The organism is Mycobacterium sp. NGS62 (assembly GCF_059812285.1).
Genome location: NZ_JCALCK010000006.1, coordinates 183077 through 206075, shown reverse-complemented (window position 1 = coordinate 206075; position 22999 = coordinate 183077). Strand labels below are relative to the sequence as shown.

The following is a 22999-nucleotide window of genomic DNA, read 5'->3' as shown; positions in this document are numbered from 1 at the left end:
TTACGCTGGTGTCCGTGCTGCGCTCCCGCCAGTCGCCCAGCAACGAACCCAGCTATCCGGACAGGCTCGACCCAGGCCTGCTGCGGATAGCCGGTGTGTGCGCCGTGGCCGTGGTGATGGCGATCATGGACGCCACGGTCGTCGGAGTCGCGCAGCGCACGTTCATCACCGCGTTCGGGTCCACCCAGGCCGTTGTCGCCTGGACGATGACCGGCTACACGCTGGCGCTGGCCACGGTGATCCCGCTGGCCGGTTGGGCTGCCGACCGATTCGGCACTAAGCGGCCATTCATGGCGTCCGTACTGGCATTCACGATGGGCTCATTGTTGTGTGCGCTGGCGCCAAACATCAGTGTTCTTATCGTATTTCGCGTGCTACAAGGTCTCGGCGGCGGCATGTTGATGCCGCTGGCCGTGACCATCTTGAGCCGCGAGGCAGGTCCGAAGCGGATCGGCCGTCTGATGGCGGTGTTGGGTATTCCGATGCTGCTCGGCCCGATCGCCGGACCGATTCTTGGTGGGTGGCTGATCGACACTTACAGCTGGGAGTGGATTTTCGGGATCAACGTGCCGATCGGTTTGGCCGCATTCGCGCTGGCCGCGATGGTCTTTCCACCGGATCGCGCGACCCCGTCCGAGGCATTCGACGTCATCGGCATGCTGCTGCTATCGCCGGGTCTGGCCGCGCTGCTGTACGGGGTGTCGTCCATCCCAGGTCGCGGCACAGTCGTCGACGAGCACGTGTGGATACCGGTAGCGGGCGGCCTAGTGATGATCACTGGGTTCGTTCTGCATGCGTTGTACCGGACGGACCACCCGCTGATCGATCTGCGGCTGCTCAAGAATCGCGAGGTCACCGCTGCCAACTCAACGTTGTTGTTTACCGCGGCAGCTCTTTTCGGCGCCGGACTGCTCCTGCCGAGCTGCTTTCAGCAGATGTTGCTCCAGACGCCGCTGCAGTCGGGAGTGCACATGATCCCGGAGCGGTTGGGTGCGCTGATCGCCATGCCCGTCGCCGGAGTGTTGCTGGACAAGCGGGGCCCGCACAAGATCGTGCTGGCCGGCATCACGCTGATCGGCGCCGGCATGGCCATCTTTGCCTATGGCGTCTCGACGCAGGCCAGCTACCTGCCCGTGCTGCTGACGGCACTGACGTTGATGGGCATGGGTCTGGGTTGCACGACGATGCCGCTCGTGGCCGCGGCCGTACAGTGCCTGGCCCCGCATCAGATCGCGCGCGGTTCGGCGCTCGTGCACGTCAATCTCCAAGTGGCAGCGTCGATCAGCACCGCACTGATGTCGGTGATCCTCACCAACCAATTCAACGACAGCGATAACATTTCACACGCCTACACCGCGGTATTCGTCGTGGCCGCGGCGATGGCTTTGTTGGCGTATATCCCCGCGGCATTTCTGCCCAAGAAGCCGATCGCCGCGGTAGCCGACCGGCCGCCGACGATGGCCCACTGACCTCGGCTACTGCTGGCGTTGCACGCGTCTACCCGCGCGTACCGCTGAGCAGGTCGTCTACCTGACCGCTGCCATAGTGGTCATGATCTGCGGCAGCCAGCAGCCAGGCGTACTGGAATGCGACTTCCTTCCACCGCTCGTAACGACCGCTGATACCGCCGTGGCCGGCGCTCATCTGAGTTTTCAGCAACACCGGATTGCCGTCGGACTTGGCGTGCCGCAACGCCGCAACCCATTTCGCCGGCTCCACGTAATAAACCCGGGTGTCGTTCAGCGAAGTCATCGCGAGGATGGCAGGGTACTTCTTTTTGTCGACGTTTTCGTAGGGCGAGTAGGCCTTCATATAAGAGTAGACAGCTTTGTCCTGCAACGGGTTTCCCCATTCATCCCACTCGGTGACGGTCAGCGGCAACGACGGGTCCAACATGGTCGTCAGCGGGTCGACAAAAGGCACCACTGCCAGGATGCCGGCGAACAGATCCGGTTCCTGATTGGCCACCGCGCCCATCAGCAGACCACCTGCGCTGCCGCCCATTGCCACCAGGCTCTGCGGTTGTGTCAGCCCGGAGCCAACCAGATGCTTCGCCACCGCGGCGAAGTCGGTGAAGGTGTTCTTCTTTTGCAGCAGCTTGCCGTGTTCGTACCACAGCCGGCCCATCTCACCACCGCCACGGACATGGGCGACGGCGAACACCATGCCCCGGTCCAGTAGCGACAGCCGCGCGATCCCAAACTGCGGATCCTGACAGATCTCGTAGGCGCCGTACCCGTACAGCACTGTGGCAGCCGGGAATTCGATGCCGGCCCGGTGCACGATCGACACGGGAATTCGGGTGCCGTCGTCCGCCAGTGCCCAGTCGCGTCGTTCGACGTAATCCTCGCGCCGGAAGTCGCCGAGCACGGGTTGCTCGCGCAGCAATGTGCGCTCTCCGGTGGCCAGGTCGAGGTCGTAGATCTGCACCGGCGTGACAAACGATCCCGCACCGACACGCAGCTTCGGCGAATTCCACGTCGGGTTGGGTCCAAGACCTGATGACATCAGCTCCGAGTCGAACGAAATCTCTTCGGGACTGCCATAAACGCCGTCGTCGCCGATGGGCCATAGTTGGATCCGCGGCAGCGCTTCGCGTCGATAGCTGAGCACCAAATGGCGTTCCAACGCATCCACGGCGTCGAGTCGGACGTCATCCCGGTGGCCGACGAGCGTACGCATCGTGGCTGGATCACTGACCGGCGTTTCGACGAGCGTAAAGTTCACCGCGCCCTCGTTGTGCAGGATCAAAAACCGATCCTCACCGCCGACGACGGCGTGCTCCACCGAGTATTCGACGCCGTCTCGGCGCGGCCACACCGTCACGAATTCGGCCTGAGGATCGGCGGCGTCGGCGTAGCGGACCTCCGATGTGATCGCCGATCCGGCGGCAATCAACACGTAAGCATCGCTGCGGGTGCGGCCCACCGCCAGCCAGAACCGTTCGTCCGCTTCGTGATAGACCTTCGCGGCGGGCAGGCCCGAACCGATTCGATGCCGCCACACCGTGTCCGGACGCCAGGCCGCATCCACGGTGACGTAGTACACGGTGCGGTTATCAGTCGCCCAAGTCGCTCCCGCACCGATTCCGACGATCTCGTCGGAATACCGATCGCCTGTGCGTAAATCTTTGAACCGCAACGTATAGCGCTCGTCGCCGACGATATCGACGGAATATGCCAGGACGTTGCTGTCGGGGCTCACACTGGCGGCACCCAACGCGAAGAAGTCGTGGCCGTCGGCCTCGATGTTCTCGTCGAGCAATATTTGCTCGCCCGGAATCTCGGTGTGCTCGTCGAACTCCGGCGGCGTCCAGTCGTCCGGATCGGTGACCGGGCAACGGCAGTGCACGCCGTATTGCTTACCTTCGAAGCTGCGGGCGTAATACCACCACTGGCCGCGCCGGGTAGGCACCGACAGATCGGTCTCCTTGGTACGTGCCTTGATCTCGTCGAAAATGCGCTGCCGCAATGGTTCCAGCTGGGCCGTCGACTGGTCGGCGTAGTCGTTCTCCGCCTCCAGGTAGGAAATCACGTCTGGATTGGCCTTGTCCCGCAGCCATTCGTATGGATCGACGAAGACGTCCCCGTGGAATTCGCGTCGACTCTCGACACGTTTGGCGACCGGCGGCGCAGGCGTAGCGGTCACGCTCCCGGGCCGATCCAGTCGTCGACCCGCAGTCCGGAAATCCGTTGGTAGGAATCGACGTAGCGGGCGCGGGTGGCGTCGATGATGTCGTCCGGTAGCGGCGGCGGTGGCTGCGAACCCGCGCGGTCCCAGCCGGACTCGGGACCGGTGAGCCAGTTGCGGACGAACTGCTTGTCGAAGCTGGTCTGCACTACCCCGGGCCGGTAGTCGTCAGCCGGCCAATAACGTGACGAATCCGGAGTGAAAACCTCGTCGGCGAGCACCAGGTCGCCCTGATTGTCGATACCGAACTCGAACTTGGTGTCGGCGATGATGATTCCCTTCGTCAGGGCGTGGTCGGCGGCCTGCACATAGGTCTGCAGCGTACGGTCGCGCAGTTGGTTGGCCTGCACCGCACCCACCATCTCGGTCACCCGCGCGAACGAAATGTTCTCGTCATGCTGGCCCAGCTCGGCTTTGGTCGCCGGGGTGAACAACGGCGTGGGAAACTTGCTGGCCTCCACCAAACCCGGTGGCAGCGGGATACCGCAGAGGCTGCCGCTGGCCTGGTAATCCAGTAAGCCCGAGCCGGTCAGGTAACCGCGGGCCACGCACTCCACCGGAAGCATCTTCAACTCGCGCACCACCAACGCGCGGCCGAGAACCTCGTCGGGAATCCGCGGATCGTCCGGCGGTCCGGCCAGGTGATTGGGCGCCTCGACGAAGTCGAAGAAGAACACGCTCATCGCGGTCAGGATGCGACCCTTGTCGGGAATCGTGCTGTCGAGCACGTAGTCGAACGCCGAAATCCGGTCCGTGGCGACGAACAACAGGTGCTCGGCGTCGATGCGGTAGAGCTCGCGGACTTTGCCGCTGGCCAGATGCCGGTAGTCGGACAGGGCGGGACGCATCGGGTCAGCTTAATGGCGATCGCAAGCGCGGCGGAGCCGGGCGCAGCGGGTCGCCATCATCAGATCATGCGGCGATCGCAAGCGCGGCGGAGCCGGGCGCAGCGGGTCGCCATCATCAGATCAAGCGGCGATCGCAAGCGCGGCGAAGCCGGGCGCAGCGGGTCGCCGCGCGATTATCGGGCAACTGAGCACTGCTGCTGTGCTGGGATCAGGGCTATGAAATCGCGGTTCGTACCTTACGCCACTACTCCTGGGCGACTGTTGGGACAGTTGTTCAGCGATGCCGCCGCCGTTGTGTGGACTGCCGTATGGGTATTCGTCGGCTTAGCCGTGCACAGTGCGGTTTCGACGATCGCCGAGGTAGGACGGCAGCTCGACGATGGCGCACGCGGAGTCGCCGGCAACCTGTCGTCAGCGGGCCATAACGCTGACCGCGTTCCGCTAATCGGAGACGCCCTCAGCAAGCCGCTCACCGCGGCCAGCAAGCCGGCCCTGGACATTGCCGACGCCGGACACAACCTGGACACCACCGCCAGCTTGTTGGCGGTCGTTCTGGCGCTCGCAGTGGCGGCGCCACCGATTTTCGCTGTGGTGGTGCCTTGGCTGGTGTTGCGGTGGCGTTTTCTTCGTCGCAAATTGACCGTGACCGCGCTGGCCGCCACACCGGCTGGCGAACAGCTACTGGCGCTGCGGGCATTGGCGAATCGGCCGCTGCGGCGACTCAGCGCCGTCAGCGCCGATCCGGTCGGCGCGTGGCGGCGCGAGGATCCCGCGGCCATTCGCGGCCTGGCCGCCGTCGAGTTGCGGTCGGCGGGCCTCATCCGCTGGAAATCGGGCCTTTAGTCAGCGAGCTGCGTCTGCTGGTAGAGCGCCAGCTTCCAGCCGTCCCCGGTGCGGTGGTACATGCTTGACATCGCGCCGACGAAAGCCGGCTCGTCACCGGCACGGTATCCGGTGCCGATGTACACCAGGGCTGCGTTGTTGTCGGTCATGCCAGATCACGTACCCATTTTCGTGTTGGTCGACGACCGGATCCGTCGCCAAATTCGCAGCAGCCCGGCGACGACCACAATTACCCACGCCGCCAACGCGTCCCAGAAGAACACCAACGAAATCGTATGCAAGGATCGCAGACCGAGCTCGACTGCCATCGCGTCAGTGGCCGCGGAGTACATGCCCAGTGGAAATACCAGCGTCCACCACACCCCGGTGAATTGCAGGACCTCTGGACGCTGACTAATGCGATGCAAGCCGAAATAGATCAGCGGCGGTATCCACAGGGTGGCCGCCACCCAGGTCACCACCGTGACAGTGCGGACGCCGCCGGCCAGCCAATGCGGGGCCTGCTGATGGATGTAATCGCCGGCCAGCGTTGCGATCGCCAACCCGCCCATCAGGATCCAGGTGTCGGGCTCGAACCCGTCGCGATCCTGTCGTTCGGCAATCGCGCGCCAAAGCATCAGCCAGGTCATCAAGCAGTAGATGGCGATCGCCACCAGCCAAATCGGTAGGGCAACCATCAACCACCAGCGGTGGCCGGTGTGGTGAGCCGCCTGAGCGGCAACAATCGCCAGCCCGGACGACCCGACGCTGGCGAGCTCCCACGCGCCGTGCACTCGGTCGCGTAGGGCTGCCCACCCGTGCCCAGTCATATTCCGCGCGGTGAGCACGATCAACACCAGCCACGACACCAGGGCGATCGCGCCGAGTATCCGCACCACAATTGGATGGGACACCAGCCGGGAGTCCAACACCGCGCACGCCGCGACGAACGTGAACAAGCGCAGGGTGATATCCGGATCGCGCAGATCCCACGGCAAGATCCGGCGTTTGGCGACGACGCCGGTGATAACCAGCACGACAAGGACCAGCAGGCCGAGCGACGCGAGGATGCCCAATGTTCCGCTGACCCAGGGATAGTGGTGGTTTCGTGCAGCAATCGACACGATCCCAGTAGCCATCACCGCCGAGAAGACGTCCGGCGTCAGCGTGACGGCACTGAGTCGAATCCTCACCCCGCACCGAGCAGTTTCACCACCAGGTGGCGGATACCGGTGTGGCGGTTGCTACGAGTCCATTCGACGGGTGCGACGAGCTGCACGCCGTCGAAGCGCGTCAGCAGTTCCTCGAACAACACTCGCAGTTCCAGCCGGGCCAGGTTGGTCCCCAGACAATAATGAACTCCCTGGCCAAAGCCTAAGTGCGGATTGGGTTTACGCGTGATATCGAATTCGTCGGCGTGGTCGAATACGGCGGCGTCGCGGTTGGCCGAACCCTCCCAGATCTGAACTTTCTGACCGGCCCAGATCGACTGTCCGCCGAGCGTGACGTCACAGGTGGCGGTGCGTCGTTTTGACGGCGACGGTGACGTCCATCGAATTATCTCCTCCACCGCCGTCGGCAGCATGCCCAGATCTGCACGCAGTGCCTGCAATTGGTTCGGGTGATCGGCCAGCGCCAGCAACCCACCGGCGACCGCGTTGCGCGTCGTCTCTGCGCCCGCGCTGAACAGCAGACTGAAGAACAAATACACTTCGAGGTCCGATAGAGCCGGGCCCCCTTCCGGCTCGTCCAGCTCTGCGTTGGCCACCACCGACAACATGTCGTCGGTGGGCTGGACGCGCTTCGAGGCGATCAACTCCTGCCCATAGGTGTACATCCGCGACCCGGCCTCCTCGACCGAGAGCTGCGAAAGGGACGCTTTGCGAGCACCGCCGAAGTCGAACTGCGGCTCGATCGCCTCGAAGAGCCAATGCCGGTCGGACTCAGGCACTCCCAGCAGGATGCAGATCATCTGCATGGGCAGTTCGGCAGCGATGTCCACCACGAAGTCGAACGGTTCTCCCGGTACGACGGCGTCCAGCAGCCGGCGCGCCCGGCCGCGCAGGTCGTCCTCGACGCGACGGATCATCCGGGGCGTCAAACCGGAGCTGACGAGTCGCCGGATCTGCGAATGCCGCGGGTCATCCATCATGTTGAGAACTTGGCCCGCGATGGCCAGGTCCTGCAGCAGCGTGCCGCCGAACGGCCGGTCGCCGCCAGTGACAGACGAGTACGACTCCGGATCTTTCAGTACCTCAAGCGTTTCCGGGTAAGTCGCCACCGACCAAAAGCCCTCGCCGTCGGGGGTGTGCTCGGTGGGCTCATGCCAGTACACCGGCGCTTCTCGCCGGTGGACAGCGAACATTTCGTGCGGAAAGCCGTTCGCGAAGTTGTCCAGATCGGTGAAATCGATTCCCGAGAGGGCGTCGGTGATGGTCATAGGATCGCCCCGGGTGCGTATTTGGCCGCCTCCGGGTAGCGCGCGACCAAGGCCTCCACCGCTGCGACCACCGCGTCGACCTGGTCGCCGGCCGCGCCGGTGAACGCCTGTTTGTCGGCCAGCGCTGCGTCGATAGCGGCGCGGTCCAGCGGCAACCGCGGGTCTGCCGCCAACCGGGCGAGCAGATCGGGGTCGGCGCCTTCCCGCATCGCCAGCGCGGCCGCCACCGCGTGCTCGCGGATCACCTCGTGCGCGGCTTCTCGCCCCATCCCGGCGCGCACCGCCGCGATCAGCACCTTGGTTGTGGCCAGAAACGGCAGATAGCGGTCCAATTCCCGGCCGATCACCGCCGGGTACGCGCCGAACTCGTCGAGCACGGTGAGCAATGTCTCGATCTGCCCGTCGACGGCGAAGAAGCTGTCCGGCAACGCCACTCGGCGCACCACCGAGCAGAACACGTCACCCTCGTTCCACTGTGCGCCGGCGAGTTCGGCGGCCATCGAGGCGTAGCCGCGCAGCACCACTTGCAGGCCGTTGACCCGTTCACAACTGCGGGTGTTCATTTTGTGTGGCATCGCCGAGGACCCGACCTGCCCCGGCGCAAAGCCCTCGGTGACCAGGTCATGCCCCGCCATCAACCGGATGGTGTGCGCCAGCGAAGACGGGCCCGCGCCGAGCTGTACCAGCGCCGAGACCACTTCGTGGTCCAACGACCGCGGATACACCTGGCCGACGCTGCTCAACACCGTTGTGAATCCGAGGTATTCGGCGATGCGCTGTTCGAGTGCGGCCAGTTTCGCTCGGTCGCCGAGCAGGTCGAGCATGTCCTGGGCGGTGCCCATCGGGCCCTTGATGCCGCGCAGCGGATAACGGTCAATCAGCTCACGCAGCCTCGTCAACGCCAGCAGTGTCTCCTGTGCGGCCGAGGCGAACCGTTTGCCCAATGTGGTCGCCTGGGCGGCGACGTTGTGGCTGCGTCCGGCCATCACCAGGTCGCGGTAGGCCACCGCCCGCTCGGCAAGCCGCGCGGCCACCGCCACGCCGTGGGAGAACACCAGCTCCATCGACCGGCGGATCTGCAATTGCTCGACGTTCTCGGTCAGGTCGCGGCTGGTCATGCCCTTGTGCACGTGTTCATGACCGGCCAGCGCGTTGAACTCCTCGATGCGGGCTTTGACGTCGTGGCGGGTCACCAGCTCGCGAGCCGCGATGGAGGCCAAGTCGACGTCGTCGAGCACCCGTTCGTAGTCGTCTAGCGCCTGTTCGGGGACCGGCACACCCAGCTCGGCCTGGGCACGCAGCACCGCCAGCCACAGCCTGCGCTCGGCGACAACCTTGGCCTCGGGCGACCAGATCGACACCATCTCGGCGCTGGCATATCGGGCGGCCAGCACATTCGGGATGTTCACAACGTCACAGCTTACGGTCGCGATGCGGCAAGCTGAGCGGATGTACTTCGTCGGTGTCGACCTTGCCTGGGGGGAAATCAACCAAAGCGGTGTCGCGGTCGTCGACGCCGACGGCCGGCTTCTGCATGTCGGGGTAGCGCAGGACGACGCCAGCATCGAGAACGCGCTGTCGCCCTACGTCCGCGACGAATGCCTGGTGGCCATCGACGCGCCGCTGATCGTGAAGAACCCGACCGGACACCGCCCTTGCGAGAAAGCGCTCAACCGCGATTTCCAGAAGTTCGAAGCGGGCGCACGGCCGGCGTACACCGGCAGGCCCGAGTTCGCCCGAGGCCCCCGCGGCGCCAGACTGGCCGAGGTGCTCGCCCTCGATATGGACCCGCGCACCCAGGCGAGCCGGCGAGCCATCGAGGTGTACCCGCATCCGGCGACCGTGGTGCTTTTCGGCCTGGATCGCACGCTGAAGTACAAGCGGGGCGCCTTCGACAGTCGCCAGCACGATTTGCTGCAGCTGATGACCCTGATCGAAGGGCTGGACGCCGCGACGCCGCGACTGCGGGTCAACCACCACGTGGCCTGGGTCGAGCTGCGCAACAGGGTGACCGCGGCAACTCGACCGGTCCAGCTGGATGGGGCCGAGGATGCCATCGACGCGGTCGTGTGTGCCTACCTCGCGCTGTACTGGTATCAGTGCCCCGAAGACGTGACGATCTACGGCGATTTCACGACGGGCTACATCGTCACTCCATCGCTTCCACCCGAACTCGCCGCGCCGGATTGCCCGCCTGACCCCGACGACGTGGAACAGCGGCTCGCGCGCGTCAGCGCCCTGCTCGAGGAAGCACAACTCGAGTTGGCTGCTTTGCGTGCGCTGACTGTTAATCCGGCGCGTCGGCCAGGTGCGCGGCGTCGGTGATGCCGGCATCGCGAATGTCGAACTGGCGCTTGATGACAACGGTGAGCAGCGACAGCACGACCCCGCTCATGACCAGAATGCCGGCCAGCAGGTACTCCTGACCTTCCCGGCCGGACAGCGGCGTCACCAGAAATAGCGAGGCCGCAAATCCGATGACTGGCAATACAGTCGGCGTCTTGAAGTGGCGCCGATTTCGGCGGACATCGCGGCGCAACACCAGCACCGCGACATTGACCGTCGCGAACACCGCCAGCAACAGCAGCGACGTAGTGCCGCCGAGAACCTCGATCGCGTCGGTGTTGGCGACCGCGGTGACATAGAGGATCAGCGCGAAGGCGACCGCCGTGGTGAACAGGATCGCCACCCACGGCGCCCGCTTGGTCGGGCTCACGACGCCCAGCACGGGGGGCAAAACCTGCTGCCGCGACATCCCGTAGATCAACCGGCTGGCCATGAGCATGCTGATCAGCGCGGTGTTGGACACCGCGATCATCGAGATGAACGGCAGGATGGTTTTGATCGGCAGCCCCGGCGCCCCGATACCGACGACATCGATCAGCGGAGTATCGCTAACTTTCAGCTCCCCGACCGGCACCAACGCCACGGAGATGATCGCCACGATGATGTAGACGATGCCCGCGATGCTCAGCGCGGACAGCAGGACCTTCGGGAAAGTTCGCACCGGGTTCTTGATTTCTTCGGCCATGTTGACCGAGTCCTCGAAGCCCGTCATCGCGAAAAACGCCAACGAGGTCGCGGTCGTGACGGCCAGAAACACGTTCTTGTCGGCGGCGGTGTCGAACGCGACGACCCGCGCGAAGTCGACATGCTGGCCCGCACCGAACGCCCACAGCCCGACGAGGATCACCAGAACCAGCCCGGTGATTTCGATGCTGGCCAACACGACGTTGAGCTTGACGCTTTCTCCCACGCCGCGCAGGTTCACCGCGGCCAGCGTCGCCATGAAGAGCAACGCGACCACGACAACGCCCACCGAACCCCAGCCGATATGGAATGCGACCACAAAGTTGGCGGCGAAAAACCGCGATGCCATCGATGCGGACGTAATTCCCGCACACATCACCACAAAGGCCACCAGAAACGTCACGAACTGATTGCCGAACGCCTTTTGCGCATATAGCGCCGCACCCGCGGCCTGCGGATATTTGGTCACCAACTCCAGATAGCTCAAGGCGGTCACGGCGGCGATCAAGAATGCCAGCAGAAACGGAACCCACGCTGCCCCACCGACTTCGGCTGCCACATCGCCGATTAGCGCATACACCCCGGCGCCCAGGATGTCGCCCAGAATGAAGAACAGCAGCTGCGGCGGCCCCATCACGCGGCGCAAGCGGGGCTGGCGCCCGTAAGCCGCAGGCACGTCCGCGGCGCCTCCCGGAAACCGGCCGGCCACCGAAACCGGTGCAGGATCAGATCTGCACTGGCCGTAGTTCGAACGGCGCCAGCACATCGATGACGTCCATCACGGTCGCCCTGGCGGCAGCCCGCGGGTCCTGCTGGTCGTCAACCAGGGCGGAGACCACAGCACCGTCGACGGCGCAAATCAACGCCGACACCAGCTCGAGTCGCACCAAACGTCCCGACCGTTCGATGGCGTCCGCGACCGCGTCGACGCGTTGACGCAGGTTTCGGCGCTGGATATCGCGCAGCGCCGGGAGCCGGGCGCAGGCGATGTAGCGCTCGTAGCGCGAGATCAGCTGTTCGATCAGCCGCGGGCCGGTTTCGTCGCCGACGAGCAGATCGACGAGGACGTCGGCGGTGGTCTCCGGGCCGCGGCGACGCCGCGACAGACTGGCCACCCGGGAACGCAACTGGGCCACCTCCAGCATCCCGACATGGGAGACCGCGCTGGCGATCAGGTCGTCGAGGCAGGAGAAGTAATAGGTGGTCGATGCCAGCGGCAGGCCGGCCCGCTGCGCCACAGCCCGGTGCCGCACCGCTTCAAACCCGCCTTCGCACAGCAGCTCGGCGGCCGCGCTGATCAGCGCGTACCGCCGGCGTTCCCCCTTAGGAGTGACTGCTGCCGTCACGTTTGACATGCTGCCAGGCAGGCAGGGGCAGTATTGCCCTTTCGGACAAACGACCGCCCCGTTGACAGCGCGCCGACGTCGAGGAGCGGCGCACTTTATGATGTCCGGCATGCCGGACCTGAGCCGTCGTGCGGTGCTGCACCTCGGGGCCAACGTGGTCGCCGGCGCCGTCGGTGCCTATGCGTTGGGCACGCTGTTTCCGGCACAGCCGTCGGTGGCCGCACCGGCGCCGATGACCGGTCGCGGCGTTCCGTTGGTTCCGCCGCCGCTGGAACCGGCGCCCGCGCCGGTCGCCGCCCCGACGATGGCGACCGGTTCGTTCGTGTCAGCGGCCCGCGGAGGGGTGACGACCAACTGGGCGATCGCACGTCCGCCGGGCCAGACCAAGGCCCTGCGACCGGTGATCGCGCTGCACGGCAAGGGCAGTGATGCCGCCACCGTGATGGCCGGCGGGGTCGAGCAGGGCCTGGCGCAAGCCGTCGACGCCGGCCTCCCACCGTTTGCGGTGGTCGCCGTCGATGGCGGCGGAAGTTATTGGCACAAGAGGGCTTCCGGCGAAGACTCGGGCGCCATGGTGTTGAACGAACTCATCCCGATGCTGGACAAGCAGGGGTTGGATACCTCACGCGTGGCGTTCCTGGGCTGGTCGATGGGAGGCTATGGTGCGCTGCTGCTCGGCGGCCGGCTCGGGCCGGGACGTGCCGCGGCGATCTGCGCGGTGAGCCCCGCACTGTGGCTCTCGCCGGGGGCGACCGCACCGGGCGCCTTCGACGGCGCCGACGACTGGTCGGCCAATTCGGTGTTCGGAATGCCTGCGCTGGCGTCGATTCCGATCCGGGTGGACTGCGGCAACAGCGATCCGTTCTATGCAGCTACCAAGCAGTTCGTGGCGCAGTTGCCCAATCCGCCGGCTGGCGGCTTCTCGCCGGGCGGGCACGACGCATCGTTCTGGAGCGCACAATTACCCGCCGAGCTGACCTGGATGGCACCGCTGCTGACGGCATAAGGGTGTTTTCGAGACGTCCCTCGCGTTGAGAGTGAATCCTCGGCGACGACACGCCGGTGACCGCCGCCCTATGTACACACTCAAAGTCGCTCGCGGCGGCCGGCTACACCTCGATGACGACCGCGCCGCCCTGGCCACCGCCCGCACACATCGCGGCCACCCCGATCCCGCCACCGCGGCGGCCTAATTCATGTACCAGCGTGGTCAGCATCCGCGCGCCAGTGGCCGCGATGGGATGGCCCAGGCTGCACCCGCTGCCGTAGATGTTGACCCGATCCTCGTCCAGACCGTACTCACGGCACGCGGCGATCGGAACTGACGCGAACGCCTCGTTGATCTCCCACAGCGTGACGTCGGCGGGCGACAGCCCGGCGCGGTCGAGCACTTTGCCGATCACCCGGACCGCGCCCAGCCCGGTGTCCCTGGGTTCGACGCCGACCGATGCCCACGTCTTGACCGTGCCCAGCACGGTCAGCCCGGCCGAGCGGGCAAAGCCGTCGTCGGCCAGGGTCAAAGCGGCTGCTGCGTCGTTGGTGCCGCTGCTGTTACCGGCGGTGATGGAGAAACCCTCGATCTCGGGGTGCAGCACCTTCAGTGACGCCAACTTCTCCATGCTGGTGTCGCGGCGCGGATGCTCATCGACACTGAACTCCACGAGCGCATCTTGAGGCCCTTGGATTTTCAGCGGCACGATCTCGTCGTCGAACGCGCCACCATCGATCGCCGCGACCGCACGCTGGTGTGACCGCAGCGCCCAGGCGTCCATCTCTTCCCGAGTGATGCCGACCGCTTGTGCGGTGTTCCAGCCCACCGTGATGGACATGTCGCGGGTGGGCGCATCGAGCGTCTCCACGTGGGTCGGCGGCATCCACCGCTCTTCGAACTCCAGGGTCGGACCCGGGATGCGCCAGTTCATCAGCGGACCCGTCGACAACGACTGCACTCCGCCGCCCACCACTACCCGCTCGACGCCCGAACCGATGTGGGCGGCGGCGTTTGCGACTGCCGTCAGACTGCCTGCGCAATGCCGGTTGACGGCCTGGCCGGGCACCGAAACCATATCCGAGGCTGCAGCTGCGTAACGTGCCAAATCGCCACCGCCGTAATGTGACTCAGCAAAGATCACGTCATCGATGACACCTGGCTCGACACCGGATCGCCGGACCGCTTCGGCCAGCACAGTGGTGGCGAGCGCTTCGGCGGGAGTGTTGACCAGCGAGCCTTTGAACGACGTTCCGATTGCGGTCCGGACGGCACTGACGATGACGGGCGTGGGCATGTGGTCAACCTTCGGTCGCGAATTCGAAGCCAGCGTAGAAAGACTAATCGTATCAACTACCGTAGTGGCGACGATAACCCGGGCACCGCCGTGAGGCTTACGATCCCACAGTGACCGTGCCCTTCGATTGGGACTTGCCTTACGCCTGGCCGCGCAAGCCTGTTCTGGCGCGCAACGCGGTGTGCACATCACAGCCGCTGGCCGCGCAGGCCGGACTTCGGATGCTGGCCGACGGCGGTAGCGCCGTAGACGCGGCCGTCGCCGCGGCCATCAGCCTCACCGTGGTGGAACCGGTATCCAACGGCGTCGGATCGGACGCCTTCGCGATCGTCTGGGACGGTCGGCGGCTGCACGGATTGAACGGGTCGGGCCGCTCTCCTGCAGCGTGGGCGCCGGAATACTTCGGCGGCAACGGTGTGCCCGCATTCGGCTGGAACTCGGTGACTGTTCCCGGGGCGGTGTCAGCGTGGACCGAGTTGCACGCCCAGTTCGGGACACTACCGTTTGAGCGGCTCTTCGAGCCGGCAATCTCCTACGCCCGCGAAGGTTTTCTGGTGTCGCCGACGGTGGCGGAACACTGGGCGATGCAGCTCCCATTCTTCAAATCCCAGCCCGGGTTTGCGCAGTACTTCATGCCCGGAGGCCGCGCCCCGGGCCCCGGTGACGTCGTCACCTTCCCCGACCTTGCGGCCACGCTGGAGAAGATCGCGGCCAGCAATGGCGAGGCGTTCTATCGCGGAGAACTGGCGGCTCAACTCGAGGCGCATTCGCGCGCTCACGGTGGCGCAATGCGAATCAGCGACCTGGCCGCCCACCGGGCCGATTGGGTGGGCACCATCGGCCGCGACTACCGCGGCTACACCATCCACGAGATCCCGCCCAACAGTCAGGGGATCGCCGCATTGATCGCGCTCGGCATCCTCGAGCAGTTCGACATGACCGCCTTGCCAGCAGATTCCGCCGACAGCGTGCATTTGCAGATCGAAGCGATGAAGCTCGCCTTCGCCGACGCTGCGGCTTACGTCGGCGACATCGACCACATGGGGTTGCGCCCGGAGAACCTCCTCGACGAGGAGTATCTGAAGGAGCGGGCGAAGAAGATCGATCTCAAGCACGCGCTGCATGTCACCGCCGGCGCGCCGAAGGGCGGCACCGTGTATCTCGCCGCAGCCGACACCGCAGGGATGATGGTGTCGATGATCCAGTCGAACTACATGGGATTCGGGTCCGGTGTGGTGGTGCCCGGCACCGGGATCTCGTTGCAGAACCGCGGCGTGGGATTCGTTGCGACGCCGGGACATCCGAATCGGATCGGCCCGAATAAGCGTCCCTACCACACGATCATTCCCGCCTTTATGACCAAAAACGGCGTTCCGGTCATGAGCTTCGGGGTCATGGGCGGAACCATGCAGCCGCAGGGTCATCTGCAACTTGTGGTGCGCATCGTCGACCACGGCCAGAACCCCCAGGCGGCGTGCGATGGCCCCCGGTTCCGCTGGCTGCAGGGCATGCAGGTGAGCTGCGAGCAAGGGTTTCCGTCGTCTACCCTCACCGAACTGCAGCGGCGTGGCCACGAGTTGGTGGTCGTCGACGACTACAACCAGTTCGGCAGCTGCCAGGCCATCTGGCGACTCGACGACGGCTATTTGGCGGTGAGCGATCCGCGCCGCGACGGCCAAGCGGCAGGGTTTTAGGCGCGGACCTTACCCTGGGCGGCGGCCAGGCCGATGTCGGTGCGAAAGTGACCTCCGGGCAACCGGATTGAACCCAAGGTGTCGTAGGCGGCTGCGCGTGCGGCGTCCAGGTCAGCGCCGGTGCGCACGACCGAAAGAACCCGGCCGCCCGACGAGACCACCGCGCCGTCGTCGCGGCGGGCCGTTCCAGCATGCAACACGCCGTCGGCGTCCGCCCCGACGATGACGTCGCCGACTCGCGGCCGGCCCGGATAATTCTCCGCTGCCAACACCACCGTCACCGCCGCACCATCCCGCCAGCGTAGTTCCCCGAAGCCGGCCAGCTCACCGGTGGCGGCTGCGTAAAGCAGTTGCCCCAACGGTGATTCCAGCAGCGCCAGCACCGATTGTGTCTCCGGATCACCGAAGCGGCAATTGAATTCGATCACTGCAGGCCCGTTCGGGGTGATCGCCAGACCGGCGTACAGCAACCCCGTGAAGGGGCTCCCACACCGGACCAGTTCGGCCGCAACGGGTTCCACGATCCGGTTGACCATATCGCGATAAATGTCATCCGACAGCCACGGGAGCGGCGCGTAAGCGCCCATGCCGCCGGTGTTGGGCCCGGTGTCGCCGTCACCGACTCGCTTGAAGTCCTGCGCGGCCAGCAACGGGACCACCGTAGTGCCGTCGACCACGCAGAACAGTGAGACCTCGGGGCCGTCCAGGTAGGACTCCAGCAGCACCGGGTGCCCGGCCTCGAGCAGACCGGCCGCGTGGGCACGCGCGATGCTGCGCTCCGCCGTGACCACTACGCCTTTACCGGCAGCCAACCGGTCGTCTTTGACAACCCAGGCTTGGTTGCCGGCCGTCGGCCCGAACCGATCCAGTGCCGCATCCAAATGCGCGGGGTTGTCCACGATCTCACTCGAAGCTGTGCGCACGCCGGCGGCGGCCATCACATCTTTGGCGAAAGCCTTCGAGCCCTCGATCCGGGCCGCGTCCTTGCTGGGACCAAAACAGGCGATGCCCGCGTCGCGCAGAGTGTCGGCCACCCCCAGCACCAGCGGGACCTCTGGGCCGATAACCACCAGGTCGGCCGCAACCTGCCGGGCCAGCGCGACGACATCGTCGCCAGCGGTGATGTCGACCTCGTGCTGGTCGGCCAGCGCAGCGGTGCCGGCGTTGCCCGGCGCGATGGCCAGCGCGTCAACCTCGGGGTCGTCGCGGAGCGCCAAGAGCAGCGCATGTTCACGGGCACCTGAACCGATCACCAGGACACGCACGAAACCTCACCTTAGCCGAGTGACATCGACCGGCCCGACCGGCAATGCGATGGCCATACACTTGACGCTAGAGTGTATGGTCTAGTACAAATGTGGTTCACGTCACGCATGAAGGGTGGTGTCAGGTGACCACGACACAAAGTGCCTGTCCGTTCGGAGCCGGCTTCGACTTCACCGATCCGGACGTCCTGCTGCGCGGGATCCCGATCGCCGAGTTCGCCCAGCTGCGCAAGACCGCGCCGGTGTGGTGGAACGAGCAGCCGCCCGGCGCGACGATCTTTGACGACGGCGGCTATTGGGTGATCAGCAAGCACCAGCACATCAAGGACATCTCCCGGGACAACGACGTGTGGTCGACCAATGTGAACGGTGCCGTGATGCGGCTACCCGACGGCACGACGCGCGACCAGTTGGAGCTCACCAAGGCGCTGCTGATCAACCACGACCCGCCGGAGCACACCCGGCTGCGCAAGCTGGTCTCCCGGTTGTTCACCCCGCGGGCGGTCGCGGTCCTGGAGGAGAAGCTGGCCTTGGCGGCCCACGACATCGTCAAGACCGCGGCCGAGAAAGACAGCGGCAACTTCGTCGACGACATCGCGATGGAACTACCGTTGCTGGCGATCGCGGATCTGATCGGGGTTCCCGAAGACGACCGGGAAAAGTTGTTCCACTGGACCAACGCGATCATGAACACCGACGACCCGGACTTCGAAACCGATTACGCGATGGCCAACGCCGAGTTGATGGGCTACGCCTACACGATGGCCGAGGAGCGTCGGCGCTGCCCGGCCGACGACATCGTCACCAAGTTGATCGAGGCCGACGTCGACGGGGAGTCGCTGGGCGAAACCGAGTTCGCGTTCTTCGTGATCCTGCTGGCGGTGGCCGGCAACGAGACCACCCGCAACGCCATGACGCACGGCATCAATGCTTTTGCCGAAAACCCGGAACAGTGGGAGATCTTCAAGCGCGACCGGCCGGAGTCCGCGGTCGACGAGATCGTGCGCTGGGCGACGCCGGTGCATTGTTTTCAGCGCACCGCCAAAGTGGACACCGAGCTTGGCGGCGTGGCGATCAAAGCGGGTCAGCGTGTCGGCCTGTTCTACAGTTCAGCCAATTACGACGAAGACGTCTTCGACAAGCCGTTTGAGTTCAACGTTCTGCGCAACCCCAACCCGCATCTGGCATTCGGCGGACAAGGAACGCACTACTGCATCGGTGCAAACCTGGCTCGCATGGAGATTCGGCTGATTTTCGACGAGATCGCCAACCAGATACCGGACATCACCAAACTGACAGAGCCCCAACGGCTTCGGTCCGGCTGGATCAACGGCGTCAAGGATCTGCACGTCTCCTATCACGGCTAGTGCGCACGCACGGCTGGGGCGGCGCAGCCCCGACTAGCGACGAGGAGGCCGTCGCACGGATCCTGGCCGCAGCGAGCCAGGCCATCGATGCGCGCGGCGCCGACATCAGCATCGCCGATGTGGCCCGCACGCTGGGTGTGACGCGACAAACCGTCTACCGCTACTTTCCGAGCACCGACGCGCTGCTGGTCGCCGCGGCCACCGAGGCCGCAACCGGCTTTCTGGACCGGTTGGCGGCACACTTGTCGGGCATCACCGACCCGGTGGAAGCGGTAACCGAGGGAATCGCCACCGCCCTGGAGTGGCTACCCAGCGACAAACACATCGGCCTATTGCTTGCCGACGACCGTGGCAACGCTTTCACCGCCGATGTCACGTCCGAGGTGGCTCTGCAATTCGCCAATGCAATGTTGCGGCGGTTCGACGTCGATTGGGCCGCAGCGGGTTTGACCGATAACGACGTGGCTGAACTGGGCGAGCACTTGCTGCGGATCATTCAGTCGTTCGTCATCGATCCTGGACGCCCGCCCCGGCGCGACGGCGAGCTTCGCCGATACCTGCGCCGCTGGGTCGGCGCGACGGTGCCGGGTTAGCCCTTGCCCTGGTGCATCCGCACCGCGTCGTCGACGTTGGCCTTTTTGTCCTCGGAGGCGCCTTTGGCGGCGGCCTTCTTGCGCTTTGCCACGATGGTGTCGACCGCGCCGTTGAGCGCCGACCCCAGCGGGAATCCGAGATAGTGGGTCAAAAAGACCGCCATCTCCTTCAGTTCGGTGTCGGTGAGCTCTTCATTGAGCAGTGCGGCGTTGATCTGGATCTCGGCCAGGTCGCGGTTTCCGATTGCGGTCACCGCCGCCAACGTCATAATGCGCTTGTCGCGCATCGACAATCCGGGCCGGGTCCAAATGCTGCCGAACAGGTGATCGACGGTCAGGTCGAAGTAGGCGTCGCCCTCGACGTTGGGCATTTCCCAGCCGTAAACCTCGTTCATCTTCTCAAGGCCCTTGCGGCGTAACTCGTCCATGACGTCTCCAATCAGTCCGACGTGTGCGGCACGCCGAGGTCGGTGGCCAGCCGCTGAAGGGCCACCTTGGCCAACGGCAGATCCACCGACACCGCCTCGCCCAAACCCAGTGCCAGGCTCAGATCTTTCTCGCCGAGGTCGCGGGCATGCAGGAACGGCTGGTACAGGAAGTTTTCTGCCTCAATCGGTTTCATGTCGTCCCGGACCATGATCGCGCCGGCCCCGCTGGTGAGCGCATCAGTGTGGCGCACCACCCGGCCGAGCGCCTGCAGATCCAGCCCGGCCGCCTCGGCGAGTTTCATCGCTTCACATGCCGCGGCGTAGGAAGTGAATGTCAACATGTTGCGGGCCAGCTTCATTCGGGTGCCCGCACCCGGCTTCCCGGCGTGGATGACCATTGCTGCCCATTGCTTGAACGCCGGCTTGATCCGCTCGTACACCTCGCGTTCGGCGCCCACCATGGTGGCCAGTTCGCCCTTTTCGGCGGCACCAGCGCCACCGCTGACCGGGGCGTCGACGATGTGAATGTTCTGCGACTTCAGCTCTTCGGCCAGTTCGACAGCCGTTGTGTCACTGATCGTCGAGTGGATCGCGATGACGGTACCCGGCTTTGCGTTGGCCGCCAGCTCGGCGACGACCTCGCGGACCTGCTCGTCGTTGAGCACGGTGACGCTGATGAGATCGGCGGCCGCGATATTGGCCACGCTGTCGGCCAAGGTGGCGCCGGCCTCGGCCAGCGGCGTCATTGCATCGGTCCGCACGTCAAAGACCGTGAGCCCGCCGGGCCAGTCGACCAGCCGCTTGGCCATCGGCGCCCCCATGTTGCCCAGTCCGATGTATCCGAGCCGCACGTGTTCGGTCATGATCGGAAAATCTGTCCGCCGTCGACATTAAAGATCTGGCCGGTGATCCAGGAGGCCTGGTCGGATAACAGGAACAGGCACATGCCGACCAGATCATCGGGAGTCCCCATCCGGGACAGCGGGAGTCCCTTGACGATATCGTCGACGATCTCTTTGGGAGTCGTGGTCCGGTTGGCCTCGGTGTCGATGGGCCCCGGCGCAATTGCGTTGATCCGGATGTTCTGGCCGCCCAGTTCCCGCGAAAGTTGTTGGGTCAAGCCATTGATACCCACCTTGGCCAGGCCGTAGAAGTTCGAGTACAGCCAGGCGGCGGTAGACGATTGGTTGATGATTGCGCCGCCACCGCGCTTGGCCATCTTCTTGTACACCGCGCGGGTGCACCACAGAGCGCCGTCGAGGTTGACGCTCATGAACTTCTTGTAGTACTCGGGATCAATGGTGAGCAGGAAATCCAGCTTCATGCCCCCGAATATCGCGGCGTTGTTTACCAGGTAGTCGATACCGCCGAGCTCGGACAGCGTGCGGTCAGCCATCGCCTTGGCCGAAGCGGGGTCGGACACGTCGACGGGAATGCTGATGGCTGTGCCGCCGTCGGCGGTGATCTGCTTGGCCACGCCCTCGGCAGCCTCGGCATTGATGTCGGCCACGACAACCGCTGCGCCTTCACGCGCCAGCGCCTCGGCATACGCCTGACCAATGCCGCCGCCGGAGCCGGTGACGATGGCCACTTTGTTCTCGAATCTCATAGTCTTCCCTTCGGCCGAGTGGCCACTTATCGCACACTTTTCGCGAAATACCGTGTCATAACTGGCCACTCGCGACGAGTTTGGTCTCGAGATACTCCTCGAAGCCCGCCAGGCCCATCTCGCGGCCGTTACCGGACTGCTTGTAACCGCCGAACGGGGCGTCGGCCGAGTACCAGACGCCGCCGTTGACCGTGACCGTGCCGACCCGCAGGCGCGATGCCACCGCAGCGGCGCGGTCCGGGTCGGCGCTGACCACGGTGCCCGACAGGCCGTATGGCGAGTCATTGGCGATCCGCACCGCGTCGTCATCGCCGTCGTGGGCGATGACGGTGAGCACCGGCCCGAAAATCTCCTCGCGCGCCACCCGTGCATCGTTGCTCAGCCCGGTGATCAACGTCGGCTCGATAAAAAAGCCGGCTGCCCTGTCTGCCGGTCGGCCGCCACCGCACGCGAACGAACCGCCTTCTGCCACAGCCAGATCCAGGTAGCTTTGCACCCGATCGCGCTGGCGCGCCGAAATCAACGGACCGCAGACCGTCCCTGGATCGGTCGGATCGCCGGGCTTGATCGACGACATGGTGCCCGCCGCGATGGCGACCGCCTCGTCGTAACGGGCTCGCGGCACCACCAGTCGGGTGGTGATCGCGCAGCCCTGTCCGGCATGCATGCAGGCCGAGAACGCCGACACCGAAGCGGCGCCGGCCATGTCGGCGTCGTCGAGCACGACAAACGCCGATTTGCCGCCCAGTTCCAGGAAGACCTTCTTGATGGTGGCGGCAGCGTCGGCCATCACGCTCCGGCCGGTGGCGGTCGAACCGGTGAACGTAATCATGTCCACCCGTGGGTCTTTCGCCAACAGGGCACCGACGTTGTGGTCGCTGGAGGTGACGATGTTGACCACACCGGGCGGAAAGTCGGTGTGCTCGATGATCAGCTCTCCCAATACCGCTGCGCACCATGGGGTGTCGGGGGCAGGCTTCAACACGACGGTGTTGCCGGCGGCCAGCGCCGGCCCAAGCTTGGCGAGGTTGATCTGGTGCGGGAAGTTCCACGGAGTGATGGCGCCGACCACGCCGACCGCTTCCCGCGCGATCGTGCGGCGGGTGGGAATGCCCATTGGAGACGCCTCGCCGAGATCCTGGTGCCACGCGTAGGACTCGGCGGTGTCCGCACTGAATGCGAGGTCGTCGACCGGTCCTTCGAGTTGGGCGCTGGCGGTGAGCATGCGCGGTGCCCCGACCTCGGCCATCGTGATGTCACGCAGTTGCTCGACGTGTTCGCGCATCGCGTCGCGCAATTGGCGCACGCATCGCACGCGCAACTCGGTATTGCGTGACCAATCGGTCTCGTCGAAGGCGCGCCGCGCCGCCTCGACGGCTCGGCCCATGTCATCGGCATTGGCGTCGGCCGCCGTTCCCAGCATTTCCTCGGTGGCTGGGTTGATGGTTGGGAAGGTGCCGGCGCTGCCAGGCGCCAACTTGCCGTCGATGAGCAGAGCGCTGACGCCGTCGGCCAGTAATGCCATCGTTTGGTACCGCCTTCTACGGTGGACAGTTGTCCGGAATGAACCAGTCGAACCATA

At 65.2% G+C, this 22999-nt stretch carries 21 protein-coding genes; 7 read left to right on the top strand and 14 right to left on the bottom strand.

Features of this window, described 5'->3' with window-relative positions; genetic code table 11:
- The first annotated feature begins 8 nt into the window (after positions 1-8).
- Positions 9-1469 carry a DHA2 family efflux MFS transporter permease subunit gene (locus AC5Y49_RS17530; RefSeq protein WP_499889250.1) on the top strand — a complete coding sequence of 487 codons (1461 nt, stop codon included), beginning with the start codon at positions 9-11 and terminating at the stop codon, positions 1467-1469.
- A gap of 28 nt (positions 1470-1497) precedes the next feature.
- Here AC5Y49_RS17530 and AC5Y49_RS17525 read toward each other — a convergent pair whose 3' ends face one another.
- Positions 1498-3648, bottom strand: a complete 2151-nt coding sequence (locus AC5Y49_RS17525; RefSeq protein ID WP_499889249.1) for a S9 family peptidase — start codon at positions 3646-3648, stop codon at positions 1498-1500.
- Positions 3645-4538: a phosphoribosylaminoimidazolesuccinocarboxamide synthase gene (locus AC5Y49_RS17520; RefSeq protein WP_499889247.1), complete on the bottom strand. Its 894-nt coding sequence runs from the start codon at positions 4536-4538 to the stop codon at positions 3645-3647. The genes AC5Y49_RS17525 and AC5Y49_RS17520 overlap by 4 nt, the downstream gene beginning before the upstream one ends.
- A 216-nt stretch (positions 4539-4754) precedes the next feature.
- Here AC5Y49_RS17520 and AC5Y49_RS17515 point away from each other — a divergent pair, with 216 nt between their 5' ends.
- Positions 4755-5381 carry a hypothetical protein gene (locus tag AC5Y49_RS17515; RefSeq protein WP_499889245.1) on the top strand — a complete coding sequence of 209 codons (627 nt, stop codon included), beginning with the start codon at positions 4755-4757 and terminating at the stop codon, positions 5379-5381.
- On the opposite strand, the gene AC5Y49_RS17510 is transcribed toward AC5Y49_RS17515, so the two are convergent.
- From AC5Y49_RS17510 to purB, 4 genes are read right to left on the bottom strand one after another with little or no spacing between them, the layout of a single operon-like run.
- On the bottom strand, positions 5378-5530 hold the full coding sequence (locus tag AC5Y49_RS17510) for a hypothetical protein (protein ID WP_499889244.1): 153 nt from the start codon (positions 5528-5530) through the stop codon (positions 5378-5380). The genes AC5Y49_RS17515 and AC5Y49_RS17510 overlap by 4 nt on opposite strands.
- A gap of 6 nt (positions 5531-5536) precedes the next feature.
- Positions 5537-6553 (bottom strand): tellurite resistance/C4-dicarboxylate transporter family protein, encoded by a 1017-nt coding sequence (locus AC5Y49_RS17505; protein ID WP_499889243.1) that lies wholly within the window; start codon positions 6551-6553, stop codon positions 5537-5539.
- Complete coding sequence (locus AC5Y49_RS17500; protein ID WP_499889240.1) at positions 6550-7800, bottom strand: cytochrome P450; 1251 nt, start codon at positions 7798-7800, stop codon at positions 6550-6552. The genes AC5Y49_RS17505 and AC5Y49_RS17500 overlap by 4 nt, the downstream gene beginning before the upstream one ends.
- Positions 7797-9209, bottom strand: coding sequence for an adenylosuccinate lyase (purB, locus tag AC5Y49_RS17495; RefSeq protein ID WP_499889239.1), 1413 nt, complete (start codon positions 9207-9209; stop codon positions 7797-7799). Before purB ends, AC5Y49_RS17500 begins: the two co-directional genes overlap by 4 nt.
- 22 nt (positions 9210-9231) lie before the next feature.
- Here purB and AC5Y49_RS17490 point away from each other — a divergent pair, with 22 nt between their 5' ends.
- Entirely contained in the window at positions 9232-10125 is an 894-nt protein-coding gene (locus AC5Y49_RS17490; protein WP_499889237.1) for a DUF429 domain-containing protein, read from the top strand.
- On the opposite strand, the gene AC5Y49_RS17485 is transcribed toward AC5Y49_RS17490, so the two are convergent.
- Together AC5Y49_RS17485 and AC5Y49_RS17480 are read right to left on the bottom strand one after the other, a co-directional pair.
- Positions 10088-11464: an APC family permease gene (locus AC5Y49_RS17485; RefSeq protein ID WP_499889295.1), complete on the bottom strand. Its 1377-nt coding sequence runs from the start codon at positions 11462-11464 to the stop codon at positions 10088-10090. The two genes, AC5Y49_RS17490 and AC5Y49_RS17485, sit on opposite strands and share 38 nt — an antisense overlap.
- A gap of 91 nt (positions 11465-11555) precedes the next feature.
- Positions 11556-12185, bottom strand: coding sequence for a TetR/AcrR family transcriptional regulator (locus tag AC5Y49_RS17480; RefSeq protein ID WP_499889234.1), 630 nt, complete (start codon positions 12183-12185; stop codon positions 11556-11558).
- 88 nt (positions 12186-12273) lie between these two features.
- Here AC5Y49_RS17480 and AC5Y49_RS17475 point away from each other — a divergent pair, with 88 nt between their 5' ends.
- Positions 12274-13182 (top strand): alpha/beta hydrolase-fold protein, encoded by a 909-nt coding sequence (locus AC5Y49_RS17475; protein WP_499889232.1) that lies wholly within the window; start codon positions 12274-12276, stop codon positions 13180-13182.
- A gap of 103 nt (positions 13183-13285) precedes the next feature.
- Here AC5Y49_RS17475 and AC5Y49_RS17470 read toward each other — a convergent pair whose 3' ends face one another.
- Positions 13286-14461, bottom strand: a complete 1176-nt coding sequence (locus AC5Y49_RS17470) for a thiolase family protein (RefSeq protein WP_499889230.1) — start codon at positions 14459-14461, stop codon at positions 13286-13288.
- A 110-nt stretch (positions 14462-14571) separates the two neighbouring features.
- On the opposite strand from AC5Y49_RS17470, the gene AC5Y49_RS17465 reads away from it, so the two are divergent.
- Positions 14572-16155 carry a gamma-glutamyltransferase family protein gene (locus AC5Y49_RS17465; RefSeq protein ID WP_499889228.1) on the top strand — a complete coding sequence of 528 codons (1584 nt, stop codon included), beginning with the start codon at positions 14572-14574 and terminating at the stop codon, positions 16153-16155.
- Here AC5Y49_RS17465 and purD read toward each other — a convergent pair.
- Positions 16152-17420 carry a phosphoribosylamine--glycine ligase gene (purD, locus tag AC5Y49_RS17460; protein ID WP_499889227.1) on the bottom strand — a complete coding sequence of 423 codons (1269 nt, stop codon included), beginning with the start codon at positions 17418-17420 and terminating at the stop codon, positions 16152-16154. The genes AC5Y49_RS17465 and purD overlap by 4 nt on opposite strands.
- 125 nt (positions 17421-17545) lie before the next feature.
- On the opposite strand from purD, the gene AC5Y49_RS17455 reads away from it, so the two are divergent.
- Both AC5Y49_RS17455 and AC5Y49_RS17450 read left to right on the top strand, forming a co-directional pair.
- The gene (locus tag AC5Y49_RS17455; protein WP_499889225.1) at positions 17546-18787 is read left to right on the top strand and encodes a cytochrome P450; all 1242 of its coding nucleotides are present in this window, start codon (positions 17546-17548) and stop codon (positions 18785-18787) included.
- Positions 18787-19380 (top strand): TetR/AcrR family transcriptional regulator, encoded by a 594-nt coding sequence (locus tag AC5Y49_RS17450; RefSeq protein WP_499889223.1) that lies wholly within the window; start codon positions 18787-18789, stop codon positions 19378-19380. Before AC5Y49_RS17455 ends, AC5Y49_RS17450 begins: the two co-directional genes overlap by 1 nt.
- On the opposite strand, the gene AC5Y49_RS17445 is transcribed toward AC5Y49_RS17450, so the two are convergent.
- The 4 genes from AC5Y49_RS17445 to AC5Y49_RS17430 are packed head-to-tail and all read right to left on the bottom strand — an operon-like array spanning position 19377 to position 22942.
- Entirely contained in the window at positions 19377-19808 is a 432-nt protein-coding gene (locus AC5Y49_RS17445) for a carboxymuconolactone decarboxylase family protein (protein WP_499889221.1), read from the bottom strand. The genes AC5Y49_RS17450 and AC5Y49_RS17445 overlap by 4 nt on opposite strands.
- Before the next feature lie 11 nt (positions 19809-19819).
- Complete coding sequence (locus AC5Y49_RS17440) at positions 19820-20671, bottom strand: NAD(P)-dependent oxidoreductase (RefSeq protein WP_499889220.1); 852 nt, start codon at positions 20669-20671, stop codon at positions 19820-19822.
- On the bottom strand, positions 20668-21417 hold the full coding sequence (locus AC5Y49_RS17435) for an SDR family oxidoreductase (protein WP_499889218.1): 750 nt from the start codon (positions 21415-21417) through the stop codon (positions 20668-20670). Before AC5Y49_RS17435 ends, AC5Y49_RS17440 begins: the two co-directional genes overlap by 4 nt.
- 55 nt (positions 21418-21472) lie before the next feature.
- The gene (locus AC5Y49_RS17430) at positions 21473-22942 is read right to left on the bottom strand and encodes an aldehyde dehydrogenase (protein ID WP_499889217.1); all 1470 of its coding nucleotides are present in this window, start codon (positions 22940-22942) and stop codon (positions 21473-21475) included.
- Between the last annotated feature and the right edge of the window lie 57 nt (positions 22943-22999).